Raw genomic sequence first — 16,655 nt, forward strand, 5'->3', positions numbered from 1 at the left:
GTAGCCCCGTGGCTGGTCACTCCCGCACTGCGGGGCGTCGGAACGGGCTGTACCACGGCGCCAGTTGGAGCACCGCGAACGTCGCCTCCACCGCCAGGAACAGCCAGAGGAAACGCGGGGCGCCCTGCGTGAGGGCGTAGGCCTGCCAGCCGGTGAACAGGGCTCGGGCGGTGCCGTCGAGCAGGCCGTGCAGGGGGAGGGGCCGGGCGAGGCGCAGGACGGCCCACACGACCACCACCGAGCCCATCAGGTTCGCGTACAGGGTCTGGATCGGGTCGAGCGGCGGCAGCGTTCCCAGCCCCCACGCCCTGCCCAGCGCCGACAGCGCGTCGTGCAGCAGGGCGTACGTCCACGGGGTCGCGAACCCGGCCGTGACGACGAGGTCGTACCAGGCGCTGGCGCGTACGAGACGGAGATAGCGGAGATCGGTGGGGCGCAGGTGGGTGGTCATGCCGCCGACGCTAAACAGTGGAGCACGGTCCAAGGTCAAGTCATCATGTGGGCATGCGTATCGGGGAGTTGGCCAGGCGGTCGGGGCTGAGCAGGGACGCGCTCCGGTTCTACGAGCGGGTGGGGATCCTCACCAGTGAGCGGCTGGCGAACGGCTATCGCGAGTACCGGCCCGAGGCGGTGCCCTGGCTGGAGTACGTGCGGACGGCGCAGGGCCTCGGCTTCTCGCTGGCCGAGATCGCCGACCACGGCGAGGAGTTGAGCGATGCCCCCGACCAGGCGGAGGCGCTGTCCGCCCTCTTCGCCGACAAGATCCGGATCATCGACACCCGTATGGCCGAACTGGCCGCCCTGCGCGCAGAGTTGACCGCACGGGCCGGTACCGGCTGTCCCCTGCGACCCGCTCGCCGCGCGGGCTGACCCGCTTCAGGTTCCGCTCAGGTTGGCGCGGCACGTTGGCCCGTATGCACGGACACCGCCCCCGCACCCCCGAAGCCGACCGCAGCCGCCGCTGGTTCATGAACAAGGCGCTGCTCGCCGGTGGAGTCGCCGCTGTCGCGACCATGACCGGCTGTTCGTCGGACGCCTCCGACACGGCCACCGCGTCCTCGTCCTCCGGCGCCCCGAACGGCATGCCCTCCGGTGGCCCCGGCGGCAGCGGTATGCCCTCCGGTGGGCCGGGGGGAGGGGCCGGCGGGATGGGCCCGGGGCAGAGCGAGGTGAAGTACGCCGACTTCAAGGGGCTGACCACCGACGGCAAGATCACCGACGGGCTCTACTCGATCCACTCCACCGACGTGTCGACCGACGGGATCGTCAAGGCCGCGCAGGCCTTCCTGGACGGGCTGACCGCCAAGGAACGCAAGTCCTGCACGTTCGACGTGGACAACGACGAGTGGCTGGCCTGGAGCAACGTCGACGGGTACCAGCGCGAGGGCGTCCGCATGGGCGACATCACCGCCAAGAAGCGCGACCTCGGCTACGCGCTGCTCGGCGCCGCCCTCTCCGCCGACGGCCTCACCCAGACCCGCAACATCATGAAGCTGAACGCCTTCCTCGGCGACTACAGCGGCGGCAACCGGGACACGCTCACCGAGGGCGCGTACTTCTTCACCTTCATGGGGACGCCGTCGACCACCAAGCCGTGGGGTTTCCAGTACGAGGGCCACCATGTGGCCATCAACTACTTCGTGCTCGGCGACCAGGTCGTGATGACACCGACCTTCATGGGCTCGGAGCCGACCTCCGCCACCTACAAGGGCGAGAAGATCACCCTCTTCAAGACCGAGACCAAGGCCGGTCTCACCCTCCTGCGCTCCCTCACCGCCGCCCAGCGCGCCAAGGTGATCTCCAGCGACAAGAAGTCCGGCGACGACATGAAGGCGGGCGCCGGGCAGGACAACGCCAAGCTCGCCTACCAGGGGCTCGTCGCCAAGGACTTCACCAGCGCCCAGCGACAGCACCTTCTCGACCTGGTGCGGGTCTACGTCGGCAACATGAACGACGGCCACGCCGAGGTGAGGATGTCGGAGGTCGAGGCCCACCTCGACGCGACCTATTTCTACTGGATGGGCGAGACCAAGGATTCCTCCGCGTTCTACTACCGCGTGCACAGCCCGGTCGTCCTCATCGAGTATGACGCCCAGTCCCCGCTCGCCTACGGGACCAAGGGAGGAATGGGCGGCCCCAACGGCACCCCCACCCAGCAGCACATCCACACCATCATCCGCACGCCCAACGGCGGCGACTACGGCGTGGACCTGCTCAAGCTGCATCTGGAGAGCGACCACTGAGGTGCCGGTGAGGTGTGACGGAGGCTGCGCGAATCATTGACGCGCAAGTCGTTCGATTCTACGGTCCCGTCCGAAGTTCTGATCGGCGACCGGTATTTCGAACGATCGAATGTCCTCCACTCAAGGAGCGTCAGCGTGAGCCGCACCTCTCGCACCAGAACCGCTCTCCTCGCCCTCCCCGCCGCCGCCCTGCTCGCCCTCATCCCGAGCACGGCGTCGGCGTACCCCAACCCCGGCACAGTCACCGGCGACGTCGTCGTCCACGACCCGACCATGGTCCGCACCTCGGCCGGCCGCTACCTGCTCTATTCCACCGGCGGCGGCCTGGCGTACAAGACCTCCACCGACCGCACCGCGTTCACGGCGGGGAGCGACGCCTTCTCCACCAAGCCGAGCTGGTGGTCCACGTACGCGACCGAGGCCTGGGCGCCCGACATCTCGTACCACGGTGGCAAGTACCTGATGTACTACGCCGTTTCGACCTTCGGCTCCAACAAGTCGGCGATCGGGCTCGCCGGTTCGACGACCGGTCTGCCGGGGTCCTGGACCGACTACGGCGTCGTCTACACCTCCACCACCGCCAGCGACTACAACGCCATCGACCCGAACCTCTTCGTCGACGACGACGGCAAGTGGTGGCTGTCCTTCGGGAGTTGGTGGACCGGGATCAAGATGATCCGGATCGACCCGGCCACCGGCAAGCAGCTCTCGTCCGACACCACCCGGTACTCCCTCGCCCAACGACCCACCGGGACCAAGGCGGTTGAGGCCCCGTACATCGTCAAGCGCAACGGGTACTACTACCTCTTCGCCTCCTACGACCTCTGCTGCCAGGGCACCAGCTCCACGTACAAGGTCAAGGTGGGCCGGGCCACCAGCGTCACCGGGCCGTACTACGACAAGAGCGGCGTCGCGATGCTGAACAACGGCGGCACCGCCGTACTGGAGACCCACGGCAGCGTCATCGGGCCGGGCGGCCAGTCCGTCATGAACGACAGCGACGGAGATCTGATCGTCTATCACTACTACGACGGCAACAACAGCGGCACCCCCAAGCTCGGCATCAACCTGCTGAACTGGAGCACGGGTTGGCCCGTCGCGTACTGACTAACCCGCCTGCCCCATCCCCGCCGCGTTGGGCCAATTCTGCGGCGCGCCGGGACTGGGCCACCCGGTCGCGGGGGCGGGCGCCAGGTTCTGCATCCCGTTGGGACTGGTGGCCCCCCGCACCTGCGCGGCCGTGAGCCCGTTGCGCGCGGGCATGCCGGTCGGTGTCGGCCCCTGAGGCACCGGGGCGGGTGCGGGTGAGGGCATGCCGTACGGCTGCTGCTGGGGTTGTGGCTGCTGCTGGGCCACCGGTGCCATCTGCTGCGGCATCTGCGCGACGGGCTGCATCGGCATCTGCGGAGCCTGCGCGGCGGCGACCATCGGCTGGAACTGCGGCAGCTGTTGGGGCTGGGGCTGGGGCTGCGCGGGCATCGGCACCGGCATGGGTGCCTGCATCGGCACCGGCTCGGGCTGCATCTGCATGGCCGCCGCGGCGATCTGCATCCCCGCCCCGTTGGTCGCCCCGACGAGGCGGTCCACGGCCGCCGTACCCGAGCTGTAGCTGGTCCCTGTGCTCAGCTCGGGTACGGCGGCTCCCCTCCTGGTCCCGTAGAGCACCTGTTCCAGGCCGGACACCAGGCGACGCACATCCACCTGGGGGCGCACCACGAGCCGCAGGAAGCGGCTGGACGAACCGATCTTGTTGCCGCACTCGCGGACCAGGATGCGGTGCTCGGTGAGCATCCGGTCCCGGACCACGGTGCCTTCGGCGCCCACGGGGAGGCGTACGAAGAGGAAGTTGCCCTGCGACGGATAGACCGTCAGTCCGGGCAGCGCGGAGAGGTGGCTCGCCATGTCGAGCCGGTCGCGGCGCACCTGCTGGAGGCTCTGCGCGTACTCGGCGCCATGCTCCTTGAGGATGAACACCACGTGTTCCGCGAAGGCGTTGAGGTTCCACTTGGGCAGCATCGAGCGGATGCGGCCCGCGAGTGCGGGGTTGGCGACGAGGTAGCCGAACCGTATGCCGTGCAGTCCGAAGTTCTTGCCGAGGCTGCGCAGGACGATCACGTTGGGGCGGATCATCGCCTCTTGTACGACGCTGGGTTCGACCTCGGCGTCGGCGAACTCCAGGAACGACTCGTCGATGACGATGAGGTCCAGGTCGGCCATCGCGTCCATGAACTGGACGAGCGCCTGCTTGTGCAGGAAGCCGCCGTCGGGGTTGTTCGGGTTGCAGACGACCGCGACCTTGGTGTTCCGCTTGCGGATGAACTCGGCGTACTGCGCGAGGTCCAGGGCGAAGCCGCTGGACTCCTGGAGCGGGAACATGTCGACCCGCTTGCCGGTCTCCATGGGCTGGTCGGTCCAGCGGCCGAAGGTGGGGACGGGGATGGCGAGGGACTCCCGGACCATCAAGTGGTCGATCCAGGTGATCAGTTCGGTGGAACCGTTGCCCATCGCCACGCACTGCGGCGGGAGTTGGAGCAGATCGCACAGCTCGGCCGTGATGGTGTCCGCGCTGCTCGGGTAGTACGTGATGATCTCGCGCAGCCGGGCCGCCATCTCGTCGAACATGGCGGGGGTGGGGAAGTACGGGTTGCACGGGATACAGAAGTCCACCGGCCCGGTGCCGTCGCTCTCGCGTGCCAACGCCGCCATCGACGGGCTGTGTGCCGCCGTACTGCGGAACAGCGAGGTGACGTTGGAGTCGGCCAAGGGAACCTCCGTATGAAGGCGGGCCCGGTGGGGACGACCGGGCCCGTCGTCTTGGGTGGCCCGCGCGGGGGAGCACGGGCCGCCCTTGAATACGGAGACGAGTGTGGCGCTGTTCAACCTGTGTGAAATTGGTGTGAGTTCGGGAACCCCTGGCCCGAATCAGCTGTCAGCGGTCAGTTGTCGAACGAGTGGATCGTCGTGGTGCGGTACGTCTGGCCGGGGCGCAGGACGGTCGTCGGCCAGGACGGCTCGTTCGGGGAGTCCGGGAAGTGCTGGGTCTCCAGGCACAGTCCGTCGCCCTGCCGGTAGGTGTGGCCGGAGGTGCCGACGAGGGTGCCGTCGAGGAAGTTGCCCGAGTAGAACTGCAGGCCCGGCTGGTCGGTGGCGATCTTCAGGGTGCGGCCGGAGCGCGGGTCGCGCAGGGTGGCGACGTGCTGCGGCTTGGCGGTGACGCCCTTGTCGAGGACCCAGTTGTGGTCGAAGCCCTTGGCCTGCACCTGCTGGGGGTGGCCCGCGCGGATGTCCTGGCCGACCGGCTTGCCCTTGCGGAAGTCGAAGGGGGTCCCGGAGACCGTCGCCAGCTCACCGGTGGGGATCAGACCCGTGTCGGTGGGCGTGTAGCGGCCGGCGGCGATCGTCAGCTCGTGGTCCTCGATCGTGCCGCTGCCCTCGCCGGCGAGGTTGTAGTACGTGTGGTTGGTGAGGTTGACCACGGTCGGCTTGTCGGTGGTGGCCTCGTAGTCGATGCGCCAGTCGCCGTGCTTGGTGAGGGTGAAGGTCACCTTCGTCTTGAGGGTGCCCGGGTAGCCCATCTCGCCGTCGACGCTGGTGTAGTAGAGGTGCAGGCCGACGTCGGAGCCCGAGGTGAAGGGCTCGATGTCCCACACCTTCGTGTTGAAGCCCTTGGCGCCGCCGTGCAGGCTGTTGACGCCGTCGTTGACGGAGAGCTGGTAGCTCTTGCCGTCCAGGGTGAACTGACCCTTGGCGATACGGTTCCCGTACCGGCCGATGGTCGCGCCGAAGAAGGTGGTGCCGGCGACGTACGCGGCCAGGTTGTCGTAACCGAGCGACACGTTGGCGTACTTGCCGTGCCGGTCGGGGATCTCCAGCGACTGGATGATGCCGCCGTAGGAGAGGACCTTCAGGCGGGTGCCGCCGTTGGCCAGGGACCAGCGGTAGACCTTCGTCCCGTCCGCGAGGGTGCCGAAGAGTTCCTTCACGGGCTTTCCGCCTCCAGAGGCCGCCTGGGCCGTACCGGTACCGAGCGTGCTCGCGGCGATACCGGCTGCCGCGGCGCCCGCGATGACAGTGCGTCTGTTCAGTTCCATTGAGCGGCTCCTGCACATGGAAGGGGCCCCGTCGTGCCTTGCTTGTCTTGAGACAGTGAGACAGCGGACGGGGCCCGGGCTGAAATTACGAACCGGACTTGCGCTTGTTCCACACGTCGAAGCCGACGGCGGCCAGCAGGGCGAGGCCCTTGATGACCTGCTGCCAGTCGGTGCCGACGCTGAGGAGGTTCATGCCGTTGTTCAGCACGCCGAGGACGAGACCGCCGATGATGGCGCCGAGGACGGTGCCGACACCGCCGCTCATGGACGCGCCACCGATGAACGAGGAGGCGATGGCCTCCAGTTCGAAGCCGTCGCCCGCCTTCGGCGAGGCCGCGTTCAGACGGGAGGTGACCACCAGACCCGCCAGGGCCGCGAGCACGCCCATGTTCAGGAACACCTGGAAGGTGACGCGCTTGTCCTTGACGCCGGACAGCTTCGCGGCCGGCAGATTGCCGCCGATCGCGTAGATGTGGCGGCCGAAGACCGCGTTGCGCATCACATAGCCGTAACCGGCCACCAGGACACCGAGGATGATCAGAACGATCGGGGCGCCGTCGTAGCTGGCGAGCAGCAGCGTGATCCAGGCGATCGCCGCGATGATCGCGACGAGCTTGAGCAGGAACAGCTTGGCGGGCGCCACCTCCAGCGAGAACTCCTGCTGGCGGCGCCGGTCGCGCACCTCCTGCCACACCACCGCGGCGATCATCACCAGGCCCAACAGCAGGGTGATGTTGTGGTAGTTGGTGTTCGGGCCGACCGCGGGAAGGAAGCCGTTGCCGATCTTCTGCAGACCGTTGGGGAAGGGGCCGAGGGTCTGGCCCGCCAGCAGGATCTCCGTCAGACCGCGGAAGAGCAGCATCCCGGCGAGGGTGACGATGAACGACGGTATGCCCGCGTAGGCGATCAACAGGCCTTGTACGGAGCCCGCCACCGCGCCCATGAGCAGACACAGCACCAGCGCGATCGGCCACGACACATGGTGGTTGACCATCAGCACCGCCGCGAAGGCGCCCACGAACGCCGTCAGCGAGCCGACCGACAGGTCGATGTGACCGGCGATGATGACCAGCATCATGCCGATCGCCAGGATCAGGATGTAGCTGTTCTGCAGCACCAGGTTGGAGACGTTGCGCGGCAGCAGCAGGTCCCCGCCGGTCCAGATCTCGAAGAAGATCACGATCAGACCCAGCGCGATCAGCATGCCGTACTGCCGCATGTTGCGCCGCAGCCCGCCCAGTACCAGCTGCAACAGGCCGCCGCCCGCGGCCGATCCGCTCTTGCCCGGCGGCGCGGGGGCCGGGCTCTTGGCGGTGACGTCCGTGCTCATCGGGTTACCTCTTTGTCCTTCGTCATCTGGCGCATCAGCACTTCCTGCGTGGCCTCGGCCCGGGGCACCTCACCGGTCAGCCGGCCCGCCGCCATCGTGTAGATGCGGTCGCACATGCCGAGCAGCTCCGGCAGTTCGGAGGAGATGAAGACCACCGCCTTGCCCTCGGCGGCGAGTTGGTCGATGACCGTGTAGATCTCGTACTTGGCACCCACGTCGATGCCGCGGGTGGGCTCGTCCAGGATCAGCACCTCGGGACCCGCGAAGATCCACTTGCTGAGGACGACCTTCTGCTGGTTGCCGCCGGACAGCCTGCCCACCGTCTCGAAGACGGTCGGCGCCTTGATGTTCATCGACTTGCGGAAGCGCTCGGAGACCTGGCGCTCCTCGTGCTCGTCCACCACACCGCGCTTGGCGACCTTGCCCAGGGCGGTCAGCGAGATGTTGCGGTTGATGTTGTCGATGAGGTTGAGGCCGTAGTGCTTACGGTCCTCGGTGACATAGGCGATGCCGTGTCCGACCGCCTCCGCGACCGACTTGGTGCGGATCTCCTGGCCGTCCTTGAGGACCGTGCCGCCGGCGTACCGGCCGTAGGAGCGGCCGAAGACGCTCATCGCGAGTTCGGTGCGGCCGGCGCCCATCAGTCCGGCGATGCCGACGATCTCGCCCCTGCGCACATTGATCGACACATCGTCGACCACCTTGCGCTGCTGGTCGATCGGGTGGAACACCGTCCAGTCCCGGATCTCCAGCGCGGGTGCCGCCTCGGGCTCGCCCTCGTAGGGGGTGCGCTCGGGGAAGCGGTGGTCGAGGTCACGGCCGACCATGCCGGAGATGATCCGCTCCTCGGTCGTCTCCGGCGCCTTCACGTCGAGGGTCTCGATGGAGCGGCCGTCGCGCAGGATCGTCACCGAGTCGGCGACCCTGCGGATCTCGTTCAGCTTGTGGGAGATGATGATCGAGGTGATGCCCTGCTTCTTCAACTCCAGGATGAGATCCAGGAGTTTGCCGCTGTCCTCGTCGTTCAGCGCCGCCGTCGGCTCATCGAGGATGAGCAGCTTCACCTTCTTCGACAGCGCCTTCGCGATCTCCACGAGCTGCTGCTTGCCCACGCCGATGTCGGCGACCCGGGTCTCCGGGTGGTCGCTCAGACCCACCCGGCGCAGCAGTTCGGTGCCGTGCTTGAGCGTCTCGTTCCAGTTGATGAGCCCGCGCGAGGCGTGCTCGTTGCCGAGGAAGATGTTCTCCGCGATCGACAGGAACGGCACCAGCGCCAGCTCCTGGTGGATGATCACGATGCCGCGCTGCTCGCTCGCCCGGATGTCGCGGAAGGCGCACTCCTCTCCCTCGAAGAGGATGTCGCCCTCGTAACTGCCGTGCGGATGGACGCCGGAGAGCACCTTCATCAAGGTGGACTTTCCGGCGCCGTTCTCACCGCAGATGGCATGGACCTCGCCCTGACGGACCGTCAGTGTGACGTCCGAGAGCGCTTTGACACCGGGAAAGGTCTTGACGATCGAGCGCATTTCCAGGACGGGTCCCGCCATGGTCGTGCCTACCAATCAGTGTGAGGTGGGGGAACTGGCCACGTACTTACTTGAGTTGGGCGTCGGTGTAGTACCCGCCCTTGACCAGAACGTCCTCGTAGTTGGACTTGTCCACGCTGACCGGCTGGAGCAGGTAGGCGGGGACGACCTTGGTGCCGTTGTCGTAGGTCTTGGTGTCGTTGGTCTTCGGCGTCTTGCCGTTGAGCACGTCGTCGATCATGGTGTCCGCGACCTTGGCCAGCTCGCGGGTGTCCTTGTAGACGGTCTGCGTCTGCTGACCGGCGATGATCGACTTCACCGAGGCAAGCTCGGCGTCCTGGCCGGTGATGACCGGCAGCGGCTTGGCGGCGGAGCCGTAACCGTCCGACTTCAGCGCGGACAGGATGCCGATGGAGATGCCGTCGTAGGGCGAGAGCACCGCGTCGACCCGGCCGGTCTTGTACGAGCCGGTGAGGATGTCCTCCATGCGGTTCTGCGCGGTGGTGCCGTCCCAGCGCAGCGTGGTGACCTTGTTGAGCGCGGTCTGCCCGGACTTGACGACCAGTTCCTTCTTGTCGATGTACGGCTGGAGCACGCTCATCGCGCCGTTGAAGAAGTACTTGGTGTTGTTGTCGTCGTTCGAGCCGGCGAACAGCTCGATGTTGAACGGGCCCTTCTTGCCGCTGTCCAGACCGAGCTTCTTGACGATGTACGAGCCCTGCTCGACGCCGACCTTCGAGTTGTCGAACGAGGCGTAGTAGTCGACGTTCTTGGTGCCGAGGATGAGGCGGTCGTAGGCGATGACCGGGATCTTCGCGGACGCGGCTTCCTGGAGCACGTTGTTCAGGGACTTGTTGTCGATCGCCGCGATGATCAGGCCCTTGACGCCCTGGGTGATCATGTTCTCGATCTGCGAGACCTGGGTGTCCGGGTCGTCCTCGCCGTAGACCAGCTTGGTCTTGTAGCCCTTGGACTTCAGGTCCTTGACCATGTTGTTGCCGTCGGAGATCCAGCGCGCGGAGGACTTCGTCGGCATCGCGATGCCGATCGTGCCGCCCTTCGCGCTGCCCGTCGACTCCTTGCTGCCGCCCGAACCGCTCTGCCCGCACGCGGACAGGGTCAGGGCCAGGGAGGCGGCGCCGGCTATGAGGGTGAGGGCGCTTCTGCGGTTGCGCATGTGATCTGGCCTCATTCTTCTCGTCGTTGAGAGGTGGAGCGGGTGTCGGGGTGGATCAGGCTTCGGTGGGGAAGCGGTCGAGCTTCCCGGGGAGCCGGGTGCCGAGCGGCGCCATGTCGCCGCCCGCGCCGTGCCGTTCGAGCAGGTCGAGGGCGAGCCGGCCGCGCCGGACCCGCTCCCGCGCGGTGTCCAGGGTCACGTCCCGCAGGTGGGTGCCCCACGGGTAGATGCCGGGCGCCTTGGACAGCCCGAACTTCAGGTAGAGCGGGGCGCCGCGGCGGATCAGCTCGGCGACCTCGTACATCCGGATGTAGCCGCCGAGATCGTCGGGGGCCTCGATGTACATGTCCATGGGAGCGGCCGACACCCGCCGGATCTCGGTGAGGTGATCCAGCGTCAGATCGCTGGGCACGTTCAGCGAGTCGGCGCCGAGCCGCTCGTAGACGGCGTAGGCGGCCGGGTTGACCGGGCCGATCAGCGCCGAGACCTTGAGGGTGGTGTCGGCCGGGATGATCCCGGCGACGCGCGCCCGGTGCAGCGTCCACAGCACGCCCTCGTCGGCGACGAGCAGGCACTTGACGCCCAACTCCGTTGCCCGGACGGCGTCTTCGACGCAGCCGGCGACCGCGTCGTGGCCGCGGGCACGCAGGCCGGCGCCGCGCGAGTCGGAGCGGACCGAGCCGCCGATGTCCCAGGTCCCGCGGGGACCGGTGAACAGGCACAGCTCGATGTCGCGTTCGGCGGTGGCCTCGACCATCTCGGTGATCTCGGAATCGGTCAGCATCCACACGCCGCTGCCCTGGCTGATCCGGTGGATCGGCACGTCGAGGCGCGAGGACTCCTTGAGGACGACCGCGAGCGCCTCCGGACCCTCGCAGGAGGGGATCTCGGTGCGCCAGCGACCGCCGCCCGGGAAGGTATGGGAAGAGGCGTCGGCGGGATCGAGGGCGGGCGCGCCCAGGCCGAGCGCGGAGAGCGCCTGCTCCCCGGGCCTGCGGGCTGCCGTGGCGGTGTCGGTCACTGGCTGTCCTTCGTGTTCGGTATTTCGGACGAGGTTCGCGGCTCGGAGTACGGAAAGACTCTGGTGGTACGCCGGTACGGGGTGGTCAGGACACCCCGTACCGGCGTACGGCTGGGGTTTCCTACGGCCGCAGCAGCACCTTGCCGACCTTTGGATCGCCGGACCCCACCAGCTCGATGGCCTGGGGGAACTCGGCTAGCGGCAGTTCATGGGTGACCAGGGGCAGCGGATCGAGCAACCCGGCCCCGAACACCCGCACCGTGTGCGCCCAGGCGTCCGGCGGTGCCCCGAAGACGGTGTGCACCTCCAGCTGCCGTACGACGAGGTCGGTCGGGTCGAGACCCGCGGCGCCCGGCGCCGGGATGCCCGTGAGGACCAGACGTCCGCCGCGCCGCAGCAGGGAGGCGGCGGTGCGCGCCGCGTCCGCCGAGCCGGCGGTCTCGATCACCACGTCGAAGTCGTCGGGCAGCGGCTCCTTCTTGGTACGGAAGTCCGTCGCGCCGAACCGCTCCGAGAGGGCCGCCCGGTCCGGACGGGACCCCACGACGAGGAGTTCGGAGGGGGAGTTCGCCTTGAGGAACTGGATCGCGAACATACCGAGGGTTCCGGTGCCCACGACGGCCACCCGCTCACCCGGCCGCGCGTTCGCCTTCAGCGCGGCGGCCGCGATGCAGGCCGCCGGCTCCAGCAGTGCCGCGGCCGTCAGGTCGGCCTCGTCCGGAAGGACATGGAGCAGCCGGGCGGGCAGCGTGAGCGTGGTGGCCATCGCGCCCGGCTGGGTGAAGCCGGTCTCCTCGTAGCCCGCCGTGCACAACGTCGTCTCGCCCGAATGACACCGGTCGCACACCTGGCAGTTGCGGAAACCCTCCCCTACGACCTTGCGGCCGACCAGGGACGACGGCACCCCGGTGCCGACCGCCTCCACCGTGCCGGACCACTCGTGGCCCGGAGTGAGGGGGTAACGGACGTACCCCTCGGGCCTGTTGCCCTGGTACACCTCGCGGTCGCTGCCACAGATACCGACCGCGTGCACGCGCACCAGCGCCTCACCCGCGTCCGGCTGCCGGGGCTCGTGCGAGGCCAGCCGGTGCTCGCCCGGGGCCTCGATGACGACCGCGGCGCTCACTTGCTGCCCTTCGGCTTGCGCTGCTCCCAGCCGTCCGCCCACAGGTCGAACCGCGCCTGCTGCTGCGGGAACTCGGCCGCCGCGTCGGTGTCCAGCTCGACCCCGAGACCGGGCGCGTCGGAGAGGTGGAAGTAGCCGTCCACCACCTGTGGGGCGCCCTTGACGACCTTCTTGATGTCCGCGTCCGCGAAGTCGTTGAAGTGTTCCAGGATCTTGAAGTTCGGGGAGGAGAAGCCGACTTGGAGCGAGGCGGCGGTCAGCACCGGCCCGCCGACGTTGTGCGGGGCGACGAGGACGTAGTGCGTCTCGGCGGTCGCGGCCAGCTTGCGGGTCTCCCAGATGCCGCCGATGTGACCGACGTCGGGCTGGATGATGTCGACGGCCTGGCTCTCGAACAGCTCGCGGAACTCGATGCGGTCGTGAATGCGCTCACCCGTGGCGACCGGGATGTTCACCTTGGCGGCGACCTTCTCCAGCGCCTTCAGGTTCTCCGGCGGGCAGGGCTCCTCCAGCCACGCGGGCTTGAAGGGGGCGAGTTCGTTCGCCAGCCGGATGGCGGTGGCCGGCGAGAACCGGCCGTGCATCTCCAGCATCAGCTCGGCGTCCGGCCCGATCGCGTCCCGCACGGCCTCGATGAGGGAGACCGCGTACAGGGTCTGCTCGTGGTCGAGCTCGAAGTGCCCGGTACCGAACGGGTCGATCTTCAGGGCCTTGTAGCCCCGCTCCATGACCCCCTGCGCGGCCTTGTGATAGGCCTCCGGGGTCCGCTCGGTGGTGTACCAGCCGTTGGCGTACGCCTTCACCTTGTCGGTGACCTTGCCGCCGAGGAGCTGCCACACCGGCACGCCCAGGGCCTTGCCCTTGATGTCCCAGCAGGCCATCTCGATCACCGCGATGCCCGACATCACGATTTCGCCCGCACGGCCGTAGTCGCCGTACTTCATCCGGCGTACGAGGTCTTCCACCGCGAACGGATCGGAACCGAGAATGTGGTTGGCCTCGGCCTCACGCAGATAACCGATCAGCGCGTCGGTGTGTCCCAGCATGCGGGTTTCGCCGACTCCGGTGAGGCCCTCGTCGGTGTGCACTTGGACGTACGTCAGATTGCGCCATGGCGTCCCGACCACGTGCGTGCTGATTCCCGTGATGCGCACGGCAGATGCCCCCTGTGCTCTTCGGTGCTGTTCGAAATTTCGGCTCACGTTCGAAATGCTGGGCAGACAGTAAGGATGCGGGGGCGGGAGTGTCAATGGGTCGAACATGTAACGGTTTCGGCAAGGCTTTCGATCGCGGTTTCGGTCAGGCGCGCGGTTCCTTGCACAACTTTCACAGCTGTGACTATGAACGTTACCTGTGAGGAACTTAGTCTTCCCGCGTCATGGACTACTGCCACCCCTGCGGCCGGCACCTCAACGGCGCCCTCGCGTGCCCGGGGTGCGGCACGCCGGCCCAAGCGCCGACCGAGTCATCTCCCTTCCCCGCGCCGGGAGTTGACGCACATTCGCAAACCCGCGCCCCCTCGCACGAGGCCACCGGCGCGGGCGCGAACATGCCCGACACCACCGTCGCGCACGAGCAGGCGGACGACGGTGGCGGACACGGCGGACGGGCCGCGCGGCGGAAGAGCCGTGGGCGCGGCCGGGGTGCGGGCGACGGTCACGTGGAGGGGGCGGGGGCGTACGAGGACTCCGTCGGGCGTGAGGAATTCGGCGCGGGCGACGGGGACGACGGGCGCCATGGGCGGGCCGCGCGGCGGAAAGGCCGTGGGCGCGGCCGGGGTGCGGGCGGCGGTCACGGGCAAGGGCCGGGTGCCTACGAGGAGTCCGGCGTCCATGAGGATTCCGGCGAGGGAGACGGCGACACCGAGGGCCCGGGTGCGGCCGGCGCGAGTCGTCGCGATCGCAAGGCCGCGGCACACCGCCGGCGGCGGCGCCGGGTGCTGCTCGTCACGGCCGGATTCGTGCTGGCGGCCGGCGGCCTGAGCCTGGCCGAGCTGGGTACCGACGCGCCGTTCTCCACCCCGAAGTCCTCGGCGCCGGGCGACGCGTCCGCGGAGGGCGGGGCGACCTCGGAGGCGGGCGGCACGGCCGAACCCCTCGACGACACGAAAACCGTCGGAACCGGCACGGGCTCGGCATCCCCTGACCCCTCGGCATCCCGGTCCGCGTCACCCTCGGCGTCCGAGAAGAGCACGAAGGATCCCACCGAGTCGGAGACACCGACGACGGGCGCCGGTGACGGCACCACGTCTGCCGCTTCCACGGCCCCTTCGGACCCGAGCACCACGCCGTCCTCGGAGCCGTCCTCCTCGCAGCCGAGTCCGACGCCGACGCCTTCGGAGACGTGCAAGCAGATTCTGTGGTGGTGCTCCTGAGTCGCTTGGCCCGGGCTTTCGCCTTCCGCCCGCGTCAGGCTTCCAGCATGCGCCGCAGCAATCCCCGTAGCGCCAGTCGTTCCTCGTCCGACAACCCGGCGAGCGGCTCCCGGGCGAACCGCAACGACTCGCGCAGGCTACGGGCCATCCGGCGCCCCTCCTCCGTCGCCGCCGCCAGCTTCACCCGCCGGTCGGCGGGGTCGGGGCGGCGCTCCACCAGGCCGCGCGCCTCCAGCCGGTCCACGATCCCCGTGACATTCGACGGCTCGCACTTCAGCTTCTGCGCCAGCTTGCGCATCGGCAGCGGCTCCAGGGACAGCAGGCTCAGCAGCCGGGCCTGCGCGCCGGTCAGCCCGTGGTCGCCCGCGGCCTCCTCGTAGTCCTCGTAGAACCGCGCCACGACGTCGCCGATCAGCTCGACGACCTCCAGGGTCACGGGGTCGGAGCGGCGCGTCTTCTGGGGTGTGGCCATGCCCTCCACAGTACCCCTTTACTTGACAACATGAAATATTCAAGCGCATGGTTGTTTCAGGTACTGAAGTAACTGAAGTGTTTGCAGCAGTCAGAAAGGCGCTTGTGATGATCAACCGCGAATGGCACCTGCTCAGCCACCCCGTCGGCTGGCCGAAGCCCGAGGACTTCGCCCTGGTGGAGACCGAGACCCGGGCCCCGGGCGAGGGCCAGGTGCTGGTGCGGAACAAGTACCTGTCCGTCGACCCGTACATGCGCGGCCGCATGAGCGCCGCCAAGTCCTACGTCGCCCCCTTCGAGCTGGGCAAGGTCATGCAGGGCGGCGCGGTCGGCGAGGTCGTCGAGTCGAACGCCGAGGGGATCGCCGTCGGCGACCACGTGCTCCACTTCGGCGGCTGGCGCGAGTACGCCACCATCGACGCCAGGACCGCCGTCAAGGTCGACCCCGACCTCGCCCCGCTCTCCACCTACCTCGGCGTCCTCGGCATGACCGGCCTCACCGCCTACGCCGGCCTGCTGCGCACCGCCTCCTTCAAGGAGGGCGACTCGGTCTTCGTCTCCGGCGCCGCCGGTGCCGTGGGCAGCCAGGTCGGCCAGATCGCCAAGCTCAAGGGCGCGTCGCGGGTTGTCGGTTCCGCCGGGTCCGACGACAAGGTCAAGCTTCTTGTGGAGGAGTACGGGTTCGACGCGGCCTTCAACTACAAGAACGGGCCGGTGAGCCGACAGCTGCGCGAGGCCGCGCCGGACGGGGTCGACGTGTACTTCGACAACGTCGGCGGTGACCACCTGGAGGCGGCCATCGGGTCGCTCAACGAGCGTGGGCGCATTGCCATTTGCGGCATGATCTCGGTCTACAACAACACCGAGGCCACCCCCGGCCCGAAGAACCTCGCCCGTCTCATCCAGACCCGCGGCCGCATCGAGGGCTTCCTCGTCGGCGACCACTACGACCTTCAGCCGGAGTTCGTGCGGGAGGTGGGGGCGTGGGTCGCGTCCGGTGAGCTGAAGTACCGCGAGACTGTGGTCGAGGGCATCGAGAACAATCTTGAGGCGTTCCTTGGGCAGTTGCGGGGGGAGAACACGGGGAAGATGATCGTCAAGGTCTGAACGTCTGAACTTGGCGGGGTTGGAACACCGGGCCGTGAGTGGACCGGTGTTCACAACTCCCGTCGCGCGCACCTCTATTGGTTCGGTCGCCTTCGGGGCGCTCTCAGCCGGTGTCGAGAGCCCGATCGTGCTCGGCCCTTCGGGCCTCCGCGCGTTCGGGCTCTCGACACCGGCGCGCCCCTACGGCTC

The 16,655-nt window shown here is 68.3% G+C and carries 15 protein-coding genes; 5 read left to right on the forward strand and 10 right to left on the reverse strand.

Annotated features, from left to right (window positions below; all coding sequences use genetic code 11):
* Positions 1-16: 16 nt before the first annotated feature.
* Entirely contained in the window at positions 17-451 is a 435-nt protein-coding gene (locus AB0M63_RS21735) for a hypothetical protein (protein WP_366020513.1), read from the reverse strand.
* A gap of 53 nt (positions 452-504) precedes the next feature.
* Between AB0M63_RS21735 and AB0M63_RS21740 the strand changes: the two genes are divergently transcribed.
* From AB0M63_RS21740 to AB0M63_RS21750, 3 genes are all read left to right on the forward strand, one after another.
* Positions 505-870: a MerR family transcriptional regulator gene (locus AB0M63_RS21740; RefSeq protein WP_355914338.1), complete on the forward strand. Its 366-nt coding sequence runs from the start codon at positions 505-507 to the stop codon at positions 868-870.
* Between the two features lie 44 nt (positions 871-914).
* The gene (locus tag AB0M63_RS21745) at positions 915-2,243 is read left to right on the forward strand and encodes a DUF3500 domain-containing protein (protein WP_366020514.1); all 1,329 of its coding nucleotides are present in this window, start codon (positions 915-917) and stop codon (positions 2,241-2,243) included.
* Positions 2,244-2,378: 135 nt separating this feature from the next.
* The gene (locus AB0M63_RS21750; protein ID WP_355914344.1) at positions 2,379-3,350 is read left to right on the forward strand and encodes an arabinan endo-1,5-alpha-L-arabinosidase; all 972 of its coding nucleotides are present in this window, start codon (positions 2,379-2,381) and stop codon (positions 3,348-3,350) included.
* Here AB0M63_RS21750 and AB0M63_RS21755 read toward each other — a convergent pair whose 3' ends face one another.
* The 8 genes from AB0M63_RS21755 to AB0M63_RS21790 form a co-directional block, all read right to left on the reverse strand.
* Complete coding sequence (locus AB0M63_RS21755) at positions 3,351-5,006, reverse strand: aminotransferase class I/II-fold pyridoxal phosphate-dependent enzyme (protein ID WP_366020515.1); 1,656 nt, start codon at positions 5,004-5,006, stop codon at positions 3,351-3,353.
* Between the two features lie 173 nt (positions 5,007-5,179).
* Positions 5,180-6,334, reverse strand: a complete 1,155-nt coding sequence (locus AB0M63_RS21760; RefSeq protein WP_366020516.1) for an aldose epimerase family protein — start codon at positions 6,332-6,334, stop codon at positions 5,180-5,182.
* Positions 6,335-6,419: 85 nt separating this feature from the next.
* Positions 6,420-7,664 carry a multiple monosaccharide ABC transporter permease gene (mmsB, locus tag AB0M63_RS21765; RefSeq protein WP_355914353.1) on the reverse strand — a complete coding sequence of 415 codons (1,245 nt, stop codon included), beginning with the start codon at positions 7,662-7,664 and terminating at the stop codon, positions 6,420-6,422.
* Entirely contained in the window at positions 7,661-9,211 is a 1,551-nt protein-coding gene (gene mmsA / locus AB0M63_RS21770; RefSeq protein ID WP_366020517.1) for a multiple monosaccharide ABC transporter ATP-binding protein, read from the reverse strand. The genes mmsB and mmsA overlap by 4 nt, the downstream gene beginning before the upstream one ends.
* 46 nt (positions 9,212-9,257) lie before the next feature.
* Positions 9,258-10,367 (reverse strand): multiple monosaccharide ABC transporter substrate-binding protein, encoded by a 1,110-nt coding sequence (chvE, locus tag AB0M63_RS21775; protein ID WP_355914359.1) that lies wholly within the window; start codon positions 10,365-10,367, stop codon positions 9,258-9,260.
* A gap of 55 nt (positions 10,368-10,422) precedes the next feature.
* Complete coding sequence (locus AB0M63_RS21780; RefSeq protein ID WP_355914362.1) at positions 10,423-11,388, reverse strand: hypothetical protein; 966 nt, start codon at positions 11,386-11,388, stop codon at positions 10,423-10,425.
* Between the two features lie 121 nt (positions 11,389-11,509).
* A complete protein-coding gene (locus AB0M63_RS21785) occupies positions 11,510-12,514 on the reverse strand; it encodes an alcohol dehydrogenase catalytic domain-containing protein (RefSeq protein ID WP_355914365.1) in 1,005 nt (334 codons plus the stop codon).
* Positions 12,511-13,668, reverse strand: coding sequence for a mandelate racemase/muconate lactonizing enzyme family protein (locus AB0M63_RS21790; protein WP_355914368.1), 1,158 nt, complete (start codon positions 13,666-13,668; stop codon positions 12,511-12,513). Before AB0M63_RS21790 ends, AB0M63_RS21785 begins: the two co-directional genes overlap by 4 nt.
* Before the next feature lie 395 nt (positions 13,669-14,063).
* On the opposite strand from AB0M63_RS21790, the gene AB0M63_RS21795 reads away from it, so the two are divergent.
* On the forward strand, positions 14,064-14,888 hold the full coding sequence (locus AB0M63_RS21795; RefSeq protein WP_366020518.1) for a hypothetical protein: 825 nt from the start codon (positions 14,064-14,066) through the stop codon (positions 14,886-14,888).
* Between the two features lie 34 nt (positions 14,889-14,922).
* Here AB0M63_RS21795 and AB0M63_RS21800 read toward each other — a convergent pair whose 3' ends face one another.
* A complete protein-coding gene (locus AB0M63_RS21800) occupies positions 14,923-15,360 on the reverse strand; it encodes a MarR family transcriptional regulator (RefSeq protein ID WP_355914374.1) in 438 nt (145 codons plus the stop codon).
* Between the two features lie 107 nt (positions 15,361-15,467).
* On the opposite strand from AB0M63_RS21800, the gene AB0M63_RS21805 reads away from it, so the two are divergent.
* Positions 15,468-16,466, forward strand: coding sequence for an NADP-dependent oxidoreductase (locus tag AB0M63_RS21805; protein WP_355914377.1), 999 nt, complete (start codon positions 15,468-15,470; stop codon positions 16,464-16,466).
* Positions 16,467-16,655: the final 189 nt, after the last annotated feature.

The sequence above is a fragment of the Streptomyces sp. NPDC051576 genome (genome assembly GCF_040681835.1).
In the GTDB taxonomy this organism is placed as follows: domain Bacteria; phylum Actinomycetota; class Actinomycetes; order Streptomycetales; family Streptomycetaceae; genus Streptomyces.

Excerpts from the sequence above, each read along its gene's own strand:
- AB0M63_RS21740 (WP_355914338.1), top strand. The coding sequence starts at position 505 with ATGCGTATCGGGGAGTTGGCCAGGCGGTCGGGGCTGAGCAGGGACGCG.
- mmsA (WP_366020517.1), bottom strand. The coding sequence starts at position 9,211 with ATGGCGGGACCCGTCCTGGAAATGCGCTCGATCGTCAAGACCTTTCCC.
- AB0M63_RS21795 (WP_366020518.1), top strand. The coding sequence starts at position 14,064 with ATGCCCGACACCACCGTCGCGCACGAGCAGGCGGACGACGGTGGCGGA.
- AB0M63_RS21805 (WP_355914377.1), top strand. The coding sequence starts at position 15,468 with ATGATCAACCGCGAATGGCACCTGCTCAGCCACCCCGTCGGCTGGCCG.
- AB0M63_RS21800 (WP_355914374.1), bottom strand. The coding sequence starts at position 15,360 with ATGGCCACACCCCAGAAGACGCGCCGCTCCGACCCCGTGACCCTGGAG.
- mmsB (WP_355914353.1), bottom strand. The coding sequence starts at position 7,664 with ATGAGCACGGACGTCACCGCCAAGAGCCCGGCCCCCGCGCCGCCGGGC.
- AB0M63_RS21745 (WP_366020514.1), top strand. The coding sequence starts at position 915 with ATGCACGGACACCGCCCCCGCACCCCCGAAGCCGACCGCAGCCGCCGC.
- AB0M63_RS21735 (WP_366020513.1), bottom strand. The coding sequence starts at position 451 with ATGACCACCCACCTGCGCCCCACCGATCTCCGCTATCTCCGTCTCGTA.
- chvE (WP_355914359.1), bottom strand. The coding sequence starts at position 10,367 with ATGCGCAACCGCAGAAGCGCCCTCACCCTCATAGCCGGCGCCGCCTCC.
- AB0M63_RS21760 (WP_366020516.1), bottom strand. The coding sequence starts at position 6,334 with ATGGAACTGAACAGACGCACTGTCATCGCGGGCGCCGCGGCAGCCGGT.